Source organism: Streptomyces sp. AP-93 (genome assembly GCF_022808175.1).
Lineage (GTDB): Bacteria > Actinomycetota > Actinomycetes > Streptomycetales > Streptomycetaceae > Streptomyces.
Window position 1 is genome coordinate 84,420 of the sequence record NZ_JALGBX010000016.1, and the last position, 18,705, is coordinate 103,124.

Annotated in this window: 16 protein-coding genes and 1 pseudogene; 7 read left to right on the forward strand and 10 right to left on the reverse strand. The window is 67.9% G+C overall.

All coding sequences use genetic code 11. From position 1 onward, the window contains the following. Positions 1-66 precede the first annotated feature (66 nt). Positions 67-429 (forward strand): DUF1801 domain-containing protein, encoded by a 363-nt coding sequence (locus MTF69_RS25240; protein WP_243338011.1) that lies wholly within the window; start codon positions 67-69, stop codon positions 427-429. Between the two features lie 1,011 nt (positions 430-1,440). Here the strand turns inward: MTF69_RS25240 and MTF69_RS25245 are convergent. Further along, positions 1,441-1,989, reverse strand: a complete 549-nt coding sequence (locus MTF69_RS25245; RefSeq protein ID WP_243338013.1) for a MarC family protein — start codon at positions 1,987-1,989, stop codon at positions 1,441-1,443. 107 nt (positions 1,990-2,096) lie between these two features. Next, positions 2,097-3,545 (reverse strand): vanadium-dependent haloperoxidase, encoded by a 1,449-nt coding sequence (locus tag MTF69_RS25250; protein ID WP_243338015.1) that lies wholly within the window; start codon positions 3,543-3,545, stop codon positions 2,097-2,099. A gap of 497 nt (positions 3,546-4,042) precedes the next feature. Between MTF69_RS25250 and MTF69_RS25255 the strand changes: the two genes are divergently transcribed. Together MTF69_RS25255 and MTF69_RS25260 are read left to right on the forward strand one after the other, a co-directional pair. Beyond that, entirely contained in the window at positions 4,043-4,258 is a 216-nt protein-coding gene (locus MTF69_RS25255) for a hypothetical protein (RefSeq protein ID WP_243338017.1), read from the forward strand. A gap of 5 nt (positions 4,259-4,263) precedes the next feature. After that, positions 4,264-4,659 carry a transposase family protein gene (locus tag MTF69_RS25260; protein ID WP_243338212.1) on the forward strand — a complete coding sequence of 132 codons (396 nt, stop codon included), beginning with the start codon at positions 4,264-4,266 and terminating at the stop codon, positions 4,657-4,659. Between the two features lie 48 nt (positions 4,660-4,707). Here MTF69_RS25260 and MTF69_RS25265 read toward each other — a convergent pair whose 3' ends face one another. The 5 genes from MTF69_RS25265 to MTF69_RS25285 all read right to left on the reverse strand — a co-directional run bounded on the left by MTF69_RS25265 (position 4,708) and on the right by MTF69_RS25285 (position 10,863). Continuing rightward, positions 4,708-5,076, reverse strand: coding sequence for a VOC family protein (locus MTF69_RS25265; protein WP_243338019.1), 369 nt, complete (start codon positions 5,074-5,076; stop codon positions 4,708-4,710). Positions 5,077-5,616: 540 nt separating this feature from the next. Then, a complete protein-coding gene (locus MTF69_RS25270) occupies positions 5,617-6,291 on the reverse strand; it encodes a response regulator transcription factor (RefSeq protein ID WP_243338022.1) in 675 nt (224 codons plus the stop codon). 118 nt (positions 6,292-6,409) lie between these two features. Then, positions 6,410-7,162 carry a DedA family protein gene (locus MTF69_RS25275; protein ID WP_243338024.1) on the reverse strand — a complete coding sequence of 251 codons (753 nt, stop codon included), beginning with the start codon at positions 7,160-7,162 and terminating at the stop codon, positions 6,410-6,412. A gap of 232 nt (positions 7,163-7,394) precedes the next feature. Beyond that, entirely contained in the window at positions 7,395-8,597 is a 1,203-nt protein-coding gene (locus MTF69_RS25280) for a sensor histidine kinase (protein ID WP_243338026.1), read from the reverse strand. A 97-nt stretch (positions 8,598-8,694) separates the two neighbouring features. Continuing rightward, complete coding sequence (locus MTF69_RS25285) at positions 8,695-10,863, reverse strand: MMPL family transporter (protein ID WP_243338029.1); 2,169 nt, start codon at positions 10,861-10,863, stop codon at positions 8,695-8,697. A 373-nt stretch (positions 10,864-11,236) separates the two neighbouring features. Between MTF69_RS25285 and MTF69_RS25290 the strand changes: the two genes are divergently transcribed. After that, positions 11,237-11,815: a hypothetical protein gene (locus MTF69_RS25290; protein ID WP_243338030.1), complete on the forward strand. Its 579-nt coding sequence runs from the start codon at positions 11,237-11,239 to the stop codon at positions 11,813-11,815. A gap of 86 nt (positions 11,816-11,901) precedes the next feature. On the opposite strand, the pseudogene MTF69_RS25295 reads toward MTF69_RS25290, so the two are convergent. Both MTF69_RS25295 and thrS read right to left on the reverse strand, forming a co-directional pair. Further along, a pseudogene (locus MTF69_RS25295) lies at positions 11,902-12,904 on the reverse strand (IS5 family transposase). 1,079 nt (positions 12,905-13,983) lie between these two features. After that, entirely contained in the window at positions 13,984-15,210 is a 1,227-nt protein-coding gene (thrS, locus tag MTF69_RS25300; RefSeq protein WP_243338031.1) for a threonine--tRNA ligase, read from the reverse strand. Between the two features lie 1,293 nt (positions 15,211-16,503). Here thrS and MTF69_RS25305 point away from each other — a divergent pair. Further along, positions 16,504-16,656 (forward strand): hypothetical protein, encoded by a 153-nt coding sequence (locus MTF69_RS25305; RefSeq protein WP_243338034.1) that lies wholly within the window; start codon positions 16,504-16,506, stop codon positions 16,654-16,656. Between the two features lie 792 nt (positions 16,657-17,448). On the opposite strand, the gene MTF69_RS25310 is transcribed toward MTF69_RS25305, so the two are convergent. Continuing rightward, positions 17,449-17,913, reverse strand: coding sequence for a hypothetical protein (locus MTF69_RS25310; RefSeq protein WP_243338035.1), 465 nt, complete (start codon positions 17,911-17,913; stop codon positions 17,449-17,451). Positions 17,914-18,118: 205 nt separating this feature from the next. On the opposite strand from MTF69_RS25310, the gene MTF69_RS25315 reads away from it, so the two are divergent. Both MTF69_RS25315 and MTF69_RS25320 read left to right on the forward strand, forming a co-directional pair. Continuing rightward, on the forward strand, positions 18,119-18,310 hold the full coding sequence (locus tag MTF69_RS25315; protein WP_243338037.1) for a hypothetical protein: 192 nt from the start codon (positions 18,119-18,121) through the stop codon (positions 18,308-18,310). 249 nt (positions 18,311-18,559) lie between these two features. Next, positions 18,560-18,670 (forward strand): helix-turn-helix domain-containing protein, encoded by a 111-nt coding sequence (locus tag MTF69_RS25320; RefSeq protein ID WP_243338214.1) that lies wholly within the window; start codon positions 18,560-18,562, stop codon positions 18,668-18,670. Positions 18,671-18,705 lie beyond the last annotated feature (35 nt).

Sequence of the window (18,705 nt, forward strand, 5' to 3'; positions counted from 1 at the left end):
CTCACAAGGAGAAAGTTCGTGACGCCAGCTGGGATTGTGACAGACGGGGACGGAGTTTTCTCAAAGATGGCGGGCGGCTCACCGCAGAACGTCTCGGACCTCGCCCATGCCTGCCGCGGCCTGATCTACGACGTGCTTCCCGAGACCGTCGAGGTGGTCTGGCCCCGGCAACGGACAGCTGGGTACGGCACTGGCCCGAAGAAGATGACCGAGCAGTTCTGCTGGCTCGCCCCCTACACCAAGCACGTCGTGTTCGGCTTCTACTACGGCACCGAACTGCCCGACCCCGAGGGCCTTCTGGAGGGCTCGGGAAACCCGATGCGCCATGTGAAGATCCGCACCCCAGAAGATCTCGGCAACCCCGCGCTGCGCCGTCTGGTCGAAGCGGCCTCCACACACCGCGTGCCACCACCTGCATCCCGACAATGACATGCTCGGCGGCACCGGGACTGGGGGTGCAGAGTTAGAAGCCCCCCTGTTGCCCCGGCTCCCACGACCCCAGACCGCCGCCGCGAGGCAGTTTCAGCGGTCCCCACCTCGGTCCGCCTTGCATGCCCACCGGACCCAGTCCCGCTCGTCGCTCTCCCTGCCGACATCTGCCACCACGCCACCGCGCCCCTACACGAGCTACTCCTGACCGACAGCGGCCGTGGTCCTCGCCTACGAGATCGGGCGGATGCTCGCCGTCCGGTGGACCGTCGCCACAGCCGCATGGGACGGGCTCGGGTACAGCAACGGTGTGCGACAGGGCTCGGTCGGCCCGGTCGCGGTCCTCTCGAGGAGTTGGCGACACTGACACGGCTCTTACCGGCACCCCCAGACGGACGCGGTCCGCGAGAGCTACGGCGCGATGGCCGGTACTCGCCGGCTTGACCTCACCGGGCCCGTTATCCGTGATGGGCTCGACGTGGATGCGGACCCGCAGGAGCCCGTCGGCCTGCTCCTCGGCCTCTGTTGTGGGTCCGCGCGGGCCCTACGGTGAGCCGGTGACCGAGAGCTGCCTCCCGTGGGTCTTGACCTCTTCGATGTGCAACGGCTTCACCTGGCGAGGATGAAGCGCCGCCGCTGTCATCCGAGGATGAATCGGCCAGAGACCGTGTGTGGGACATGGCGGTTCAGGCAAACACAACCCTGTTCCACGGGCCGGTGGTGGCGTGCGCTGGACTGGGATGGACCGGGCCGCACGCCCTGTGCCAAGCATCGGCGCCAGACGACGCTCGACCTCCTCGCGCCCCAGGACCATGCTCCCCAGCATTCCGGCTGACGGCCGACCAAATAGAGGCTTGGGGCGAGCGGTGCTCCGCGCGACCCGACGAGACTCTGGCCCGGCTCTGGCGTGACGATCCGGCTGCGGCCGTCGTGTGTGACCTTGGATCGGATGGCGTTGGTGAGTGAATCGGGACCGGCGCGACGGGCGGGAGGACGTCGTTCTACAGGCTGTCAAGTATTGACCACCATGCGTGTGGCCCCGCTGGCGATCCGGGTCACGGCGATGGCGGTGAGGAGAATGCCTGCGACCTTCTCGTGCATGGCCGTGGTGGAGGCACTGATGCGACGGGTTAGCCGTCCGGCGAGCGCGAGGGTGATGCCAGTGAGCGCGACGTACGCGAAGCCCGCGATGGTGAGGCCGGCTGCGGCGGTCATGCCCGGTGCTTCGGCGCGGTAGGCGACGAAGAACCCGAAGGTGGTGCCGCCGAAAGTGAGAGGGAAGGTCAGCGGGGTGAAGGCGATCGACTTCCAAGGTGGCCGCGCGGTTTCTTCTGTCTTGATCGCGGAGGGTTCGACGGCCGTTGCGGCCTTACCGGTCATCATTGGGACTGCGGCCAGTAGAAGTGCGATACCTCCTGTGGCGGACAGGGCGGCGGTGCTGATGCCGAGTAGTTCGAGGAGGGGTTCACCCACCCAGAGCGCGGCGAGCATGAGGATGCTGGTGTTGACGAACAGGGTCCAGGCCAGCTTGCGCTGATCGGCTCCCGTGTAGCCCTCCACGTAAGGGAGGTAGGAGGGCCGACCAGTCCTGAGGGCAGCAGCATCGAGCGGTACTTTCGCCTCCCATGCCGCGGGGCGGCGTAAAGAACCCCGCCCCGCGGCGGCCGTCACAGGGTGCGGAGCTTGGTGCTGAAGACCTGGGCGGCTACCTTGTCGCCGAGGATCAGGCCGTCGGTGGCGTCCCACGGGAAGTGGACACCGAGCCAGATGCGGCTGTCGGCATCCTCCTTGGCGGCGGCGCTGAAGCTGGTGAAGTGGCGGGTCTTGACCGGCGCCTGCGGATCGTCGGTGGTGAGGTCGAAGGCGATGTTGTCGGTGTTGAAGTAGCGCTTCATGATGCCCGCCCAGGCTGCGCCGAAGGAGGCGTGTCCGGAGACGTAGGCGGGGAAGCACGGGTTGACGCTGACCCCGTCGTTATTCTTCAGGAGGGGCTTCCACTGGGGGTCGAGGCCGCCCTCGCGGATCGCCGAGACGGGCCGCCACAGGTCGATCGTGGTGGAGAACTTCGCGTCACGCACGGCTATGCCGGTGTCGGCCAGGGCGATCGAGACGAGCGCGAAGAGCCGGGCGTTGGCGTAGGTGCTCAGGCCCCGGGCCTTGGAGACCTCCCGGGTGGCCTGGATCATGTGGCCGGGGGGCTTGTACGTCGTGTCGTTGTCGTTGGCCCAGAACCAGGCCGCGTTGTACTGGTCCGCGGTGCGGTTGATCACCGGTGTCGCGGCCGTGGGGGCCGCTGCGCCGGCGTTCCGTACGGCTGCGACCTGGGCCTTGTATTCGGGGCTCGCCACGAGGTTCTCGTACGTGCCGTACTGCGCGAGCGTGGTGGGCCGGAACTGCGAGCCGGAGCTCAGCGAGAACGGCTTGACCTGGCCCCAGACCGGGTTGACGGCGTCACCGTCCACCTGGCACTTCGCGTCGACCATGTCGGGATAGCTGGTGGGCCGCCAGGACCCCGGCTTGTTGTCGCCCGTGTAGCTCTGCGCGTTCCCCGAGCCGTCGCCCGCCCGGGCGTTCATCATCTGGTTGACCGTCCCGCTGACGATGGTGAGGTCCAGGAGGTCGCCGCTGGTCGGCGCGGTGCCGAACCGGTCCTTGAAGCGCTGGTCGAGGTAGGCCGTAAAGTCGGGGGCGTTCTTGTCGGGCCGGTTCACGCCGTAGAGGTTGAGGAGGATGTTGTACGCGGTGCGGCCGATCACGCGTTCCTCCTCGTCCGGCCCCTCCACCCAGCCCGCGTAGGCCTCCGCGTGGATGTAGGCCTCGGAGGTCATCCGCCCCTTCCACTTCGCCTGGTACGAGCTCTCCGCGTCGTAGATCGCGGCGTTCATCATCGCGGCCGCGCGAGCCATCGGGACCGGGCCGCCCTTCACCTGCCTGAAGACGCCCTGCAGGACGTCGTTCCAGTAGTGGACGGGATCGGCTATCGACTGCGCCGGCAACGCCGCGTGGGCGGGCTGCGGGGCGGCCGTGAGGATACTTCCGGTCGCCGCGAGGACGGCCATCGTCGCCAGTGCGCGGCGCCACATCCGGGTACGGGTTCTGGTGGTGGTTTCGGGCATGGCTCGGCTCCCCCTGATCGGACACGTTGATCGCCGCAGGACCAGCGGCGGCGTGATCATGACCCGATCTGGGAACCGTCGGCTTGTAGAAAGCGGCGGAACCTGCGGAATGGCTGGTCCCGGGCTGGTGGAAGGCGTGATCCCTCCGTGTGGGGATCGGACATGTCAGCTCGCAACGGTTGCGCCCCGGACGACTTTCAGGGTGGGGCGTGCCCGTCAGTCTCCGCCCGAGCAGCTCTTCCCGGCACCGACGCGTGGCGGCCAGGACGACCTGGTCCTCGCCCCTCACCACGTGGGCGAGGTGCAGGTCCCACAGCCGTCCGGGGCCTGTAGGGGGCCGTGGCCTCGCAGTCGATGCCACGATGCTCAGGCTCCTCGTCGGCTGTCTCGCGCCCAGCGGCCCCTTGCTCCAGTGCGGCCTCGGTTGGCACTCGGTCTGTTCAGGATCCGTTCGCTGGACTGACGGGTGGTAGGCGGGGCCTGCCGAGGATGTCGGCGTGGTTCTGAATGCCAACCGCTTCGGCACGGTGTTCAGGGGCCACCAGCATGCCATCAGGGACAACAATGACCATGGACGCGAATGTGGTGTACCGGCCGCGCGGGTCGCGGTCGGGCTGGTCCCAGACGCCGATTTGGTGGAGGGCGCCAACAGACACGTGGAGTCAGGTCGCCCGAACTACTCCGGCTGCATCGCCGCCACGGCCTGCACGTGATCGCGATGACCGACGAGCGGGGCCGTCTGGTGTGGATATCGGCCGCCCGGCCCGGCCGCACCCACGACATCACCGCCGCCCGCCGCGACCACATCCTGGCCCACCTGCGTGCTGCCGGCCTCGGCGCCCTGGCCGACCTGGGCTTCCTCGGCCTGGACGACGACGGGGACGATCCCGTGGTCGTCACCGGCTTCAAGGCCACCCGCGCCCGCAGGCTCGCACCCGCCGAGAAGGAGGCCAACCGGGTCCTGGCCGCCGGACGCGTCCCCGTCGAACGCGGCTTCGCCCACCTGAAGAGCTGGCGGATCCTCACCAAGCTCCGTACTGACCCCGCCCGCGCCACCCACCTGTTTCGCGCGCTGCTCGTCCTGACGAACATCAAGGCCACTACCGACAATTGATCTCTACCGCAGGTAGCCCACGACCAGCACAAGCACCGCGGAACAGCGTCACCGGACCGGGATCGGCTGAGTGAGGTTCACCGGGTTGCCGTCGGGGTCCCGGATGTGGGCGACGCGCTGTCCCCATGGCATGTCGTTGGGGCCGCTGCGGACCGAGCCGCCCAGCGCCTCCACCCGGCCGAGCGTCTCGTCGACGTCGTCGACACCGATGCTGAGCAGGATCCGCGGCGCCGCCCCGGTCCCCGGGTTCGCCTTGGCCACCAGCCCGAGGTCGGTGTCGCCGATGCGCAAGCCGAGGTAGAAGGCCGGGCCTTCCGCCGGTACCCGGAAGGTCTCCTCAGCGCCGAACAATTTCGTGTAGAAGCCGAGCAGAACGTCCTGGTCGGCAGTGATGATCACTGGCTGGATGGTGGACATGGCACTCCTGTCGAGAACGGTCGTGTCGCTGGGTAGACCGTTCGAGGACTCTGAACTCATCGGCAAAACCACCCCGCCGGACGATCTACAACACAGACTGCCGCCCACGACCAGCACGAGCACCCCGAAACGAGGTCACGCCACCCCGCTGACCAGCCACTTCAAGATGGCGGAGCTTCAGTGAGCAACGAGCAGGCCCCCCTTGGGCACGGGACGCCCGGAGTGACCGTGCTCAGCTTGCGGTGACGAACCGCCTTGGGTTGCGGATCAACCTGTTTCCAGTGCCGGGCACGCCGGACTGAACCGCCAACTCATCAACTCGAACACGCAGGATTTCCAGGCAGAGCGGCGCATCTTCAGCGCTACCACCTCGTGCCCTTGATCCTTTGCCGCACGAGCCCGTGCATGGTTGGCTGTGCAACGTCAGGACGTGTTGAACCGGCCTGGCGGTCAGCTTTGGGGAGCCTGCCCGGGATGACGGCCTGCTGCCGGCGTACACGGGAACGTGGCTCTGGCCAGATTTTCGTAGCGGAGATGGCGTCATGGCCTGTTGCCGGCCGGGTGAACCAGTCCGGCCTCGTAAGCGAAAATAACCGCCTGGGCTCGGTCACGGGCGCCCAGTTTGGCCATGGCCCGATAGAGGTGCGTTTTGACGGTATGAGGGGTGACGAAGAGCCGGCCGGCGACCTCGTCGTTGGAGAGTCCCTTCGCCACCAGGGTGACAACCTCGCGCTCGCGGGGTGTGAGCCGCTCCAGCGAGTCGACGGCCTCCGGCGCCGGCGGCGAGGGGGCGAGGAATCGGGAGATGAGCGCCTTGGTCGCGTCGGGGGACAGCAGCGCGTCGCCCCGCGCGACCACTCGGATCGCGTGAAGGAGCTCATCAGGGTCGGCGCCCTTGCCAAGAAAACCGCCTGCTCCCGCGCGCAACGCCTCCGCGACGTACTCGTCGTTGACGAAGGTGGTCAGCACGAGTACGTGGACGTCCGACAGGCTCTCGTCCGCCGTGATCATTTGGGTGGCGGCTAGTCCGTCCATGTCCGGCATCCGGATGTCCATGACGACAAGGTCGGGGTGGGCGCTGCGGGTCATGGCGACCGCCTCACGCCCACTGCCCGCTTCGCCCACCACCGCCAAGTCCGGAGCGGAGTCCACGAGGAGTTTGAACGTGCCTCGCAGCAGCGCCTGGTCGTCTGCAAGGAGTACCCGGATCGTCACCGTCAGCCTTTCTGGAAGCTGCGAGGGGAAGGGGTTCGAGGAAATGGAAGGCGTCCTGGCCATGGCGGCTTGTGATGTGGCTGCCGCCGATGGCTCGGGCCCGTTCGGGGCCTCCTGATCATGCCGTGTCCCATTCTGCTCTCTCCTGCGCGTGTCGTGGCCCACTTGGGCTGGTGCGGACCGGCTCCGTCGTCGTCGACGATGACGACGGAGTCCTGACGGTGGTCCGAAGGGGTGGCCGGCGCAGCGGGCCTGGCATGCGGCCACCTCCCTGGTGATCGCCGGATCCCCCGCGGGTCTTCCGCAGCCCACGTCGCCGCACGGCGGTCCACAGCACAGCAGCAAGGAGGACTGTCGCGGCGGCGATGGCCGTCATGGTGCTGCCGATGCCCGCGAGGTGCTCGGTGGAGGCTGCCGCCGCGTATCCGGCACCGGCTTCTGCGCCGGCCCATACGAGGGCGGCGGTCGCGCTGTAGGGGGCGATGTTGCGGTAGGGCAGCGCGGTGGCGCCGGCGATGTGCGGGGTGAGGGTGCGGATGATCGGCAGGAACCGGCAGATGAATACGGCCTGCCCGCCGCGCGCGCTGATGAGAGCAGTCGCCCGATCCCAGACCGTGGCAGGTATACGGCGTCCGAGGCGGCCGTTGCGCAGGCGGCTTCCCATCAGGTGTCCGGTTTGGTGGGCGGCTGCATCCCCTGCCACAGCGGCCGCGGCGATGGCGATGACGAGCGCGAGCTCGGGCGGACCGGCGCGGGCGAGGGCCCCAGCGGTCAATAGCAGTGTGAGAGTGGGGATGAAGGCCCCCACCAGCACTCCGGACTCGGCCAGGACCGCTATGGCCAGCAGCGCGTAGGTACCGCTAGTGGGCATGTCCGCAAGAAGGCCGGTAAGTGTGTTCACCGGCCTGCTCCGCCCCGGGCCGATACGGGGTGTGGCGGACGGTAGGGCTGAGGAGCGCGTCGCCGCCGCCCCGCGGCCGGGAGGGGACTGGCCGACAAGGGGCGCCAGCCTGGGGCCTGGCGGCGAGACCCCCAAGGCCCGGCAGCCGCCGGGTATGCGCCGCACAGCAGGACTTGGTCGTCGGCGCGCGGCTCCATGGCCCTCATGAGAGACCTTTTCGGGCGTAGTGCAGCGGCAGTTCAGCGACGACACGGAAGCCTCCAGCCGGGTGCGGACCGACGGTCAGGGTGCCGCCGACCGCCTTGGCCCGCTCACGCATCCCGATCATTCCGTGGCCCGCTCGCGGGAGCGTCCCGGTACCGGGCGGCGCCTGAGGGCCGCGCACGCCGTGGCCGTCGTCGGTGATCGTGACCCGGAGAGTGTCAGCTCGGATGTCAAGGACCACCTGCGCGGTGGCCGGCCCGGCGTGCTTGTGGGTGTTGGTCAATGCCTCCTGGATGATCCGGTACGCCGTCACCTCGGTCATGGGCGCAAGGTCGGGCGAGATTGCGGCTCCTGAGAGTTCAACGGGTAGACCGGTGTGCCGGAACGAGTCGAGGAGCGTTTCCAAGTCGCCCAGTGACGGGGCGGGTACCCGGGGAAGTTCGTCCGGGTCGTCGCCGACCCGCAGGAGCCCCACAGTGGCACGCAGCTCGTCCAGAGCGGTACGGCTGGTATCGCGGATGCGTTCCAGAGCCTGGTACGCGTGCTCGGGGTTGGTGCGCATCAGGTGGTGAGCGACGCCGGCCTGCGCGTTGACCAGGGTGATGTGGTGGGCCACCACGTCGTGCAGTTCCCGGGCGATCCGTACACGCTCCTCGGTGACCTGGCGCCGCGCCTCCTCCTCGCGGGTGCGCTCCGCGCGGTCGGCCCGACGCGTGGCGGAGGCGATCAGCTCGCGGCGGCTGCGGGTGGCGTCACCCAGAGCGACGGCCAGCAGAATGAAGGCGATGTGGCCGAGCAGCTCGGGATGAGGTCCCCCGCTCGGAGCGAAGACCAGACTCGCGGCAGTGATGACGGAGGCGGCAAGCGCCCCGGTACACCATGCGGTGCGCCGATCGGTGCGCAGCGCGAAGACGTACAGGGCGAACGCCGTGGCGAGTGTGGGTCCGCTGAGCGGGACCAGCGCGATCCGGATGGCGTCCGCGGCCGTGGTCGCCGCCACGACCGGGAGCGGCCAGCGGCGCAGGACGGTCAGCGGCGCGCAGGACAGGGCGAGCAGCGCGAGGCGCTGGCCGAGCACGTCCTGCCACTCGCCGGAGGCGAGCGCCGTCACCGGGCCGGCCAGGACGAAGCAGGCCAGTGCCACGGCGAAGTCCCGCAGGGCGGGCCGGTCCCGCAGCCAGCGGCGGGCAGGGTCGATCATCTGCACTCCATCACCCTACGTAGGCACTGGGGGCGAGGCCTGTCGGGACAGGGCCGGCGAGTGCACCGGCCCTGCCCGACGGCTGTGCGCGCGACGGTCAGCGTCGGGCGTCCGCGTACTGCTCGGTCTCGTCCGGCAAGAAGATGGGCCCGGGACTGCGGTCGGGTGCGCCCTCTACGGACAGGTGCGGGAGGACCTTGTCCAGCCACCGGGGCAGCCACCAGTTGGCTCGGCCGAAGCGGTACATCAGGGCTGGGACGAGGACCATCCGCAGGATGAGGACGTCCAGTAGTACGGCCAGCGCCAGCCCGAGGCCGAATTCGGCGATCATCCTGGTGCCGCTGAAGAGGAAGGAGCCGAAGACGCAGGCCATGATCACGGCTGCGGCGGCCAGGACGCGGCCGGTTTCGGCCTGGCCGACGCGCACGGCACGCCGGTTGTCGCGGGTGTGTGCCCATTCCTCGTGCATGCGGCTGATCAGGAAGACCTGGTAGTCCATGGAGAGCCCGAACAGAATCGCGATGATCATGATGGGTGCCGCGGCCTCCACCGGTCCGGCGGCCCCCAGGCCCAGGGCTTCCACCCCCCAGCCCCACTGGAATACGGCGACGATCGCGCCGAACGCCACGCCCATGGTCAGCAGGTTCATTCCGATGCCGATCAGCGGGACGAGGACGCTACGGAAGGCGATCATCATCAGCAGCCCGCCCAGGGCGATGATGACGGCGAGGAAGACCGGCAGCTTGGAGATCAGTACATCGGCGAAGTCGGCGGCCATCGCGGTCGCCCCTCCGACGCGGACCTGCAGGTCAGTACCCTGCTCCGCTTCGGGGATCACGTCGTCGCGCAGATGTGTGATCAGGTCGGAGGTCTCGACCGACTGTGGTGAGGTGGTGGGCACCACGCGGACCGTTGCGACCGTGTCACCGGGCCTCATCGGCATGGCGGACACCGAGGCCACGCCGTCCACCGCCCGCAGGTCCTCGACCAGCACGGTCAGCGCCGCACGGTCCCTTGCAGCAGGCGCCTCGGCTACCAGAACGAGCGGGCCGTTCGAACCTGGCCCGAAGCCCTTGGCCATGGTGTCGTAGGCCTGCCGCGTCGTTGTTTCCTTCGGGTCGTTGCCGGCGTCGGTGGACCCCAGGCGCAGCGAGAACAGCGGCAGTGAGACGGCGACCATGACGAGGAGGGCGAGCACGGCCTTTCCGGTGGGCCTGGCCTGGAGTTTGGCCGCCCACCGTCCCCACATCCCGGCGGGCTCCAGGGCGACTGGACCGTGCTCGGCCAGCTGCCTGCGCTGGGCCCGGCTGAGCACCCTGAGCTTCAGCATGCCGAGCAGGGCCGGCAGCAGCGTGATGGCGGCCAGGACCGTCAGGGCCACGGTCATGGCGGCCGCGATGGCCATGCCGTTGAGGAAGCCGATGCCCAGCGCGAACATGCCCAGCAGCGCGATCATCACGGTGAGGCCTGCGAAGACCACGGCGCGGCCGGAGGTGTCAAGGGCCCGGGTGACGGAGTCGCCCACACTCAGGCCGGACATCAGTCCCTTGCGGTGCCGGTTGACTATGAACAGCGCGTAGTCGATGCCCACACCCAGGCCCACCAGCATGGCCAGGGTCGGCGCGATGGAGGCGATACTCATGGCGTGGCTGGCCAGACCGGTGGCCATGACTCCGGTGGCCACGCCCGCAACCCCGGTGAGGATCGGCAGCGCGGCGGCCCATGCAGAACGGAAGACGAGTCCCATCACCAGCAGCGCGGCGGCGACACCAATCAGTTCGCTCGTCGCACTGGTGGATTCGGTGGTGTTCTTGACGGCCCCGCCGCCGATCTGAACGTCCAGCCCGTCGGTACGGGCTGACTCGGCCAGGTCCACCACATGCTGGACCTCGGCGACATCCGCCGTATCGGCGTCCGCGTCGAGATTCACCTGCGCGTAGGCGATGGTGGCGTCCTGGCTGATCTGCGCGGCGCCCTGCTGGCTGTAGGGGCTGATCACCGAGGCGACGCCCGGGGCGCCGGAGATCTCCTGGAGCGTGCTGTTCATGTGGTCCTTGACCGTACGGTCAAGGACCGAGCCGTCGGCGACCTGCCACACCAGCGTCTCGGTGTCTCCCGAAGAGGCCGGCATGCTCTTCTGGAGCAGGCCCATCGCCTTGCTCGACTCGGTATCGGGCAGCGACATGCTGTCGCTGTAGCTCGTGCCGGCAGCCGTGGATGCCGCCCCTAGGCCGACGAGCAGCCCCACCCACAGCAAGACGGTCACGAGCCGGTGCCTGTGGCACCAACGGGCAAGGGTGGACATCAAACCTCCGAAGAGCCGTTGAACGTGATGACGTCGGGGAAGGCGCCTCGGATGGATCTCTCGTGAGACCGTCATCGATGTGATCCGGCGTCCCCAACGGCCTCCAACCCTGCCCCGCCCCGCACCCTGCGGTCGTCACCCTCAGACATACAAGCGGCAGCCGCCCGTCTACCACGTCGGCAGTAGATCGCCCTCACTCCGCGGCCTGGGGCGCCCGCCATTCACAGCCGATTGTCATGTCACGGGATGAAATTCCCCGTCATTCTGCCGGGTGACGAAATCCTGAGCCACGTGCCATAGCTTTGATCGCATCCACAAGGAAAGGGCATAAGTCATGACACTGACCCATGCACGTCGGGTCTCGGTACGCCGCGCAACGCTCCAGGACGTGAACGCGATCGTCCGGATGCTGTCCGACGACCGCCGGATGACGCCCCAGCAGGCCGCGTTCATAGCGAAGTCCCAACCTCAACTCCGGCTGACGATCGCTCATTTCGGCCTGGAGGCCGGACATGTGTGGGTGGCTGAATCCGGCCTCGGCGCGCTCGCGGCGGCCGCCGTGTGGATTCCGCCCGGCATCGTCTTCGACAAGCACGAACAGAAGGCGCTCCTGGGACTGCACGGACTTGAGCCCCCCACCCCGTCCCGTTCCAGCGGGCAGGGAGACCGGGCACCGCGCGAGGATCATGTGCGCCTGGCCGCCGTGGGAGCCGCTCCCACCGCCGACGATGCCGCCCTTGAGGCCCTGCTGTCACCCGCCCTGCGATGGGCCGACGCCGAGCGGCTGCCCACGTACGCCACGACGCTCGCGAGCGCCCAATCCGAGCTGCTGCTTCCGTTCGGTTTCTCACCGTGGCCGAGCGGCTCGATAGCGGCCGGCAGCTGGCTGCGCCGCCCGCCGCAGCCGCTGTAAGGGGCCTGCGGCGCGCCAGCATCCCTGTTCGGGGCGGGGGGCGGGCCTACTGCGAACGTGGTACTAGGGCGTGTATTTGGTCGTGATCAAGTGCCGGTCCGGGTGAGGTCCTTGATCCAGATCATTGAGGCGCGCAGGTGGAGGCCGGCGAGGTAGCTCTCGGGCGTTTCGTCGTATCGCGTGGCGATGCCTCGCCAGGCCTTCAGCTTGTTGATCAGGCGCTCGACGGTGTTCCGCTCCTTGTAGAGGTCGGCGTCGTGGGTGACCGGCCGGCCACCCCTGCGACCCTTGTTCTTCCGGTTGGATGCCTGGTCCCTCTTCTCCGGGACGACTGCCTTGATACGGCGTTTGCGCAGGTAGGCGCGGTTGCCGCGAGACGAGTAGGCCTGTCCCCGGCGACAGCGCCGGGCCGGGTGCGGGGACGAACAACAGGCGCGCGGACCCGCACCTTCTTGAGCACGGGGATGAACTGCGGGCTGTCCGCGGCCTGCCCTGCGGTCAGGATCACGGCCAGGGGCCGACACCTGCGGTCGGCAGCCAGATGGATCTTGCTGGTCTGTCCGCCTCGTGAGCGCCCGAGCAAAGCAGCTTTCAAGCGGAACTTGCGCCGCCGCCGGACGCGCCGCCGTTCGGCCCGGCCGGGATCACGGGCGTCGCCGTGTCCGTCTTGTTCCGCCTCGCCGCCCCCTTTTGGCGAGCCGCTTCCGCCTCGACGGCGGCCTTTTCCAGAGCGTCCAGAACATCCTCCTCCAGGCGCATTCCGGCCGCGTCGTGATGGGCGCGGACCGTCGTGGAGTCCACGCTGACCAGCGACATGTCCACCCTGCCCCGCCCTGCCGCCTCGGCTACCGCTCCCTCCAGCAGCGCCTCGAAAACTCCGGCGTCCCGCCACTGCCTGAACCGGTTATGCACGGTAGACCAGGCGCCGAACCGCTCCGGCATCTCCCGCCACTGCGCTCCCGAGCGGAACTTCCAGATCACACCCTCGAACTGCTGCCGCAGCCGCTCTGGATACGGACCGTACTCACCGACCGGCAGATACGGCTCGACGAACCCCCACTCGTCGTCCGTCAGTTGCACACGCGTCATGCATACCGGACTACCGGATCCGCCCTCACGGCGAAGGCAGATCCGACAAACCGATCACGACTCAATACAGGCCCTAGGGGCGGCTTCGGGTGCCCCCTTGGCGATGGCGGCTTGCGTAATGTTTTCCCAGGATGAGGCATGCCTCATCCGCGAGACCACGGGCAGGCAAGATGACACAAGAAGCGGCGGCCTATTCCATCGCAGCGCCGCTCACTCCCCCTGTCGAAACCCTCGAACGCCATGAGCGCGTGGCGCCGAGTTCTCCTGACCATGGAACCACCATGCGGCACCTCTTGGCGCCCGGTCCAGGAGCGTACACATTCGTACGCAAGCTGCCCGCACCCGGTGCCATCGGCTACGCCTTCTGCAAGCCGAAGCCGCCTCGCCGGGGGCTAGGCTGGAGGATCGACGTGCAGCGCCCCGCGCTCCGGATCACCCCTTGGTCCGTGAGAGATGGTCAGGGCAGCGACTGGATCTGTGTGCTCCCGGTGATCCGGGGGGTCTAGACACCTGCCTCGACCCCGGGGCCGTATGAGCAGATCACCGCATAGCCGTGTGAGCGTTCACGAATAGCGCGATCGTCCACAAGCTGGCCTGTGGACGTTCGCGAAAACGTGAACGCTCACACGGCCCCATCAAGGAAGCCCCTGGTACCCCCAGGCAGGACTGGCCAGGCCAGACACTCCCCCGGCACACAGCATTGCGTGGAGATAGGCCGGATGGGTTGCGTAGAGATGTCAAGCTGGCCGCTGGTGACACACGGGCTTCTCCGCTCACCGCACCTACGACATCGAGGTCTGGATCCCGAGCCAGCACACGCCCACAAGCTCGGCATCCAGCCCGACGGGTAGGAGACGAAACCAGAAGCTCGATGTCGACTTCACCCCGTTGTGCGAGCAGGACCTGACCCCGCCGGCCTCGGCCGGGCCGACTGACCCTGCCGCGGTCGGGCCGGCACCACACGGCCATAAACGAGACACGCGAGCTTTCGGAAGATGAAGGGACAGCCGCCCCTGCAGCAACCTCGACGCCGCAGGCAAGGGTACCGGGCAGCGGCGATGCGCCAACCGTGGTGTCGGCTACGAGGCGACACCGTGCCACAGGTCGGTGCTGTTCTCCTCGACGAGGGTCCTGATGTGGTCAAGGACATCGCCAGCGGGCAGCGGTTCGAGGCGCTGCCCGGTGCGCAGGCGCACTGCCAGGTGGTCGTCGGCGGCTTCCTTGGCGCCGATCACGGCCTGGTAGGGCACGAGGCGGGCTTCCCGGATTCGGGCGCCCAGAGTTCCCTCGTCCGGACCGGAGACCTTGGTGCGCAGGCCTAGGCCGGTGCACCGCCGGGCGAGCGCTTGGGCGTTCGGCATTTCGGTGTCGGAGATCGGCAGGATCACCAGCTGGGTGGGAGCGAGCCAGGCGGGGAAAGCCCCGCCATGCTGTTCGATGAGGTGGGCGACAGCACGCTCGACGCTACCGATGATGCTGCGGTGGATCATGACGGGACGGTGTTTCGCGCCGTCGGCGCCGATGTAGTGAAGGTCGAACTGGTTCGGCTGGTGGAAGTCGATCTGGACGGTGGACAGGGTGGATTCCCGGCCGGCCGGATCGGTGACCTGGACATCGATCTTCGGGCCGTAGAACGCCGCCTCGTCCTCGGCTGCCTCGTAGGCCAGCCCGGAGTGGTCTAGTACCTCGGTCAGCAGCGCGGTGGACTGCTTCCACAGCTCGGGCGCGGAGACATACTTTCCGCCGGGTCCAGGCAAGGACAGCCGGTAGTGGGAGGGGGTGATACCGAGTGCCTGGTAGGCCTGACGGATCATATCCAGGGCGCTCTGCGCCTCCTGGGCGACCTGGTCGAGGGTGCAGAAGATGTGGGCGTCGTTGAGCTGGATGGCCCTTACCCGGGTCAGTCCGCCGAGGACGCCGGAGCGCTCCGAGCGGTACATGCCGCCCAGTTCAGCCATGCGCAGAGGAAGTTCGCGGTAGCTGTGCGAGCGGGAGCGATAGATCACCGCGTGGTGCGGACACAGGCTCGGCCGCAGGACGACCTGCTCGGAGCCGAGGTCCATCGGGGGGAACATGTCCTCGCTGTAGTGCGACCAGTGCCCAGAGATCTCGTACAGCTCCCGCTTGCCCAGGACCGGCGAGTACACGTGCTGGTAGCCCGCCCGACGCTCCAGGTCGCGCACATACTCTTCCAGGGCATGCCGTACGGCCGCGCCGTCGGGAAGCCAGTAGGGAAGGCCCGAGCCGATCAGCGGGTCGGTGTCGAACAGGTTCAGCTCACGGCCGAGCTTGCGGTGGTCGTGCACGATGGTCTCCTCGCGTGATTCGGGCGAGTAGCCATCGGGCAACGACGAAGCCCCGGGGCACTCGCCCCGGGGCTTCGTCTAAGTCATCACTCAGCGCGCCGGGACACTGTCCGGCGTCGTCGTCATGCTTGCAGCGCGCTTCATGAAATCCACGTTAGCACCTCTCTGTGCCGCGTCAGGGGCCGAACACGACGGGTACTTGATCCGATTGCGCCGACCCGTCAGCGTGGTGACCCTTGGCAAAGGCCGTCGGGACCTGTCCATCCGGGCGACGATCGTCACTTGTAATCAATGCCCCACAAGGCCACTTCCGCCGTTCTTAGGCAGTCGTCAGATTCAGGATGAAGGCCGAGCATGTCCAGCAAATGGACCAAGTCGGCAGGGCCGGTGGCATACGTGGCGACGGCCAGTCGGGCCAGCCGGCGCTCTTCGGCCGTTCGGGGTGCAGCGGGGCTCCTCTTGTGACCAAGGTCCATGAGAATCGATCCGATCACGATCGTGTCAGGTTCGCAGCTCCGGGCCGAAGACGGTGGTGGTAACGCAGGCCTGCGAGACCCAGCGCTGCGCAGGGGGCTACAGCCCTGGGATCAGTCCAGGCCCATGCGGCGTGCGGCTCTCCCTGTTCTCGTAGCGCTGGTGGGCGTCGCTGCCCGCCTAGGGATAGGAGTGGTCAAGATCGCTTAGCAGGTAGACGCGGCTTTCACCGGGCAGGGTGGCGCATCGCATGTCAGAGAACCCGCTCCCGGAGCTGCAGGCGGACAAGACAGGGGTACAGATCCTGTTCGGTGTCCTCCTCATCGGCTCTTCCAACCCCCCTTCGCTGATCTGGGCGACATGGGCAGGACCCTTACGTCGTTGCCGTCACTCTCGGCGCCGCGACCGCGGGGCCTCCCCTCGTCCCTCACTCCGTGCACCGTTTGGTCGTCTGACGGGCGCATCAAGCTCCATCCGTCACCTGGGCCGCGCGCATGCCCCAGACCGGATCGTCCTCCTCGCCATCGTCCCCGCGCTGCTGCCGCGACAGAAGTGGCCATGGACGAGAGCATCCGCTCTGTAGCTGATCACCGCAGCGACGTCCGGTTCTCAAACATCAGGTTCCGGGTGCCCCTGTGGGCCCGACATCACCACCATCCAGCCGACTGACCGGACACCCAAGCCTCCTGACATCCGGCGAATCCCGTCGGGGTTGCGGGGCCCCGGGCCGGCCTTTGAAAGGGGGACAAAGCAGCGAGGAGGACCGGCTGGGGGCTGCGGCGCATCGGTTCGGAGGAGCGTGCGTGTCACGATCGGTTCATGCTCGATCACATCTCGCTCCAGGTAGCGGACTCGGCGGCATCGGTCGCCTTCTACGATCGTGTCCTCGCGCCGCTCGGGAGCACCCGACTGCTCGATTTCGGCCAGGTGGTCGGCTTGGGTACCACGCAGCCGCGGTTCCCGCGACCATGAAAGGCACGGCCCGCGAGCCCCATGTCGCCTGCGAGGCCGCGGACCGCGCCCACGTGCGCGGAGTACCACCCGGCGTACTACGGTGCGTTCATGCGGGACCTCGCATGCTGCCATAACGGCGTTCCGACACCCCGCTGGGGAGCTGGAAACGGCCCGACAAATGGGGGCGGGCCGGAGGGGAACAGACCGAGCGCCTTGCCGGTCGCGGTACAGGGCTTACCGTCGCCGTGGGTGTCTGCGCAGTCCCACCACAACCGGGGCCGGGCCAGCCCTGCCCCGCGGTCCCGGGGGCAAGGCCCTGGCGCCGGTCGGCCCGGCGCGCGGCGCTCCTCGCACTTCGGGCAGACATCCCGGGGCCCGAAAGGAATCCGGGCCCAGTCCTCGCACATTGGGTCTGGGCAGTCCGTGGGCACACTCACCAGCCCAACCGCGACACCGACCGCCGAGCCGATGCACTTGCCGCCCGCAGGGCGTCCACGGCGCAGCCGTGATCCCGCCTCCGGCGCCGCACCCGCTCCGCCAGTTGCTCGGCGGTCCGGCCGCCGTCCAGCGCGGCCAGGATCTCCTTCCAGATCTCCGCCCGCCGGTAGTCGGCAGCAGCGCGGCCAAGGCCTCAGGCCAGGCGGCGTCCACAGTGGCCACGGCGGCGGCTTGCTCTGCCGACAACCGGGTGTTGTTGGGCGCCTGTCCGGCCTCGCCGTGCGCCATGCCCAGGACTACTGCAGTACAGAGCACCTCCACGGTCGCTACTTGTGGAGGCGCTCCTGGGCTCCACCTTTTGACGGCTCCAGGTCAGCACGAGATTCTGTCAATATAGATATGGTCGGCGCTGGAAATCTTTCTCCATATACTGTCCTTGCCGCGCCGATCTTCCCATTCTGCCTCTTTCCCCTGGCCCCACCAGTGGTAGTACGTGAGGCAGCCGGCCGGGAATTTCACAGCATCCGTGTCGTAGAACGCAGAGTACTGGCTCTCGCTGGACCAGTCTCCAGGCGACAGCCAGATTCGCGCATTCGCCACGTTCGCCACCCTGACCGGGTTCCCGTGACAGGGAAGATTGTCACCATTCTCCCAGGTGCCATAGGAGTCAGCCCAGCAATTCGAGATGGAGACGTAGTAGTTGGTGTTGTTGGAGACTTCGCCTCCACACCCTGGCGTCGAGCATGTCCCTGCGGCTGCTGGACCAGCGAGGACAGAGACGTTCAGCGCGGAAGCCGCCAAGGCGACTGCCACAGCGTATGCGAAGCCCATCTTCATGTTGCTCCCTGAGAGAATTCTGGCGGTTACCTAAGTGGGTGGCTGAGATTACTCGCGGTGCCGCACGCTACGACCGTATTGGAGAACCGTCAACCCATTCAGCTTGCATCTTTGAGGAAATTAAGCGGATGATTCGATTCACGCTCTCGTCGGGCCAGGATGATCACAAACTGGAGGGAGTCTGGCGACAACACTCCGGGCCTTTGTGACACCTACCGCGCTTCGGCTTACCGCGGTGGTCCGGGCCCCGCACGGTGTCGATGCCGCCCATCGGGTGGCCGAGGGCGAAGATCTGGCCGACGTGGTCGCTGCCGAGATCGTCCCGACAACACTCGGGACGTGTACCCGCAGCGCGCTGGTCACTTTCGTGGCCTGGATGCTGCCCGAGGACAAGTAGAACGGGAACCCGTACGCGCCAGGCTCCGCCAGCACCCACCTCGCCGCCACCGTCGCCGGCCTCTGCCAGATGCTGACACGCTGGCCTTCCTGGGTCTCCTGCTCTCCGACAGCCCCAATATCGGCGACTTCATCAACAGCACCATCGCCTCCGTAGTGGACTACGACGCCCAGCAGCGCACCTACCTGGCCCGCACCCTGGAGGCGCACTTCGCCACCGGGGTGCGGGCCGACGCATGCTGCGGAGACCCTGCACGTCCATCCCAACACCGTCTCCCGCCGGCTGGAGCGCATCAGCGATCCTCTGTGGCACGACTGGCTGGAGCCCGGGCAGACATTGGAGCGCCTGACGGGTGCCTGATCGCGTACGAGGCGTGACGGACTCGATCTGCCCTC

Coding starts and splice junctions, on each gene's coding strand:
- MTF69_RS25305 (WP_243338034.1), top strand. CDS start 16,504: ATGCTCGATCACATCTCGCTCCAGGTAGCGGACTCGGCGGCATCGGTC.
- MTF69_RS25240 (WP_243338011.1), top strand. CDS start 67: ATGGCGGGCGGCTCACCGCAGAACGTCTCGGACCTCGCCCATGCCTGC.
- MTF69_RS25265 (WP_243338019.1), bottom strand. CDS start 5,076: ATGTCCACCATCCAGCCAGTGATCATCACTGCCGACCAGGACGTTCTG.
- MTF69_RS25275 (WP_243338024.1), bottom strand. CDS start 7,162: ATGCCCACTAGCGGTACCTACGCGCTGCTGGCCATAGCGGTCCTGGCC.
- MTF69_RS25280 (WP_243338026.1), bottom strand. CDS start 8,597: ATGATCGACCCTGCCCGCCGCTGGCTGCGGGACCGGCCCGCCCTGCGG.
- MTF69_RS25250 (WP_243338015.1), bottom strand. CDS start 3,545: ATGCCCGAAACCACCACCAGAACCCGTACCCGGATGTGGCGCCGCGCA.
- MTF69_RS25260 (WP_243338212.1), top strand. CDS start 4,264: ATGACCGACGAGCGGGGCCGTCTGGTGTGGATATCGGCCGCCCGGCCC.
- MTF69_RS25290 (WP_243338030.1), top strand. CDS start 11,237: ATGACACTGACCCATGCACGTCGGGTCTCGGTACGCCGCGCAACGCTC.
- MTF69_RS25310 (WP_243338035.1), bottom strand. CDS start 17,913: ATGAAGATGGGCTTCGCATACGCTGTGGCAGTCGCCTTGGCGGCTTCC.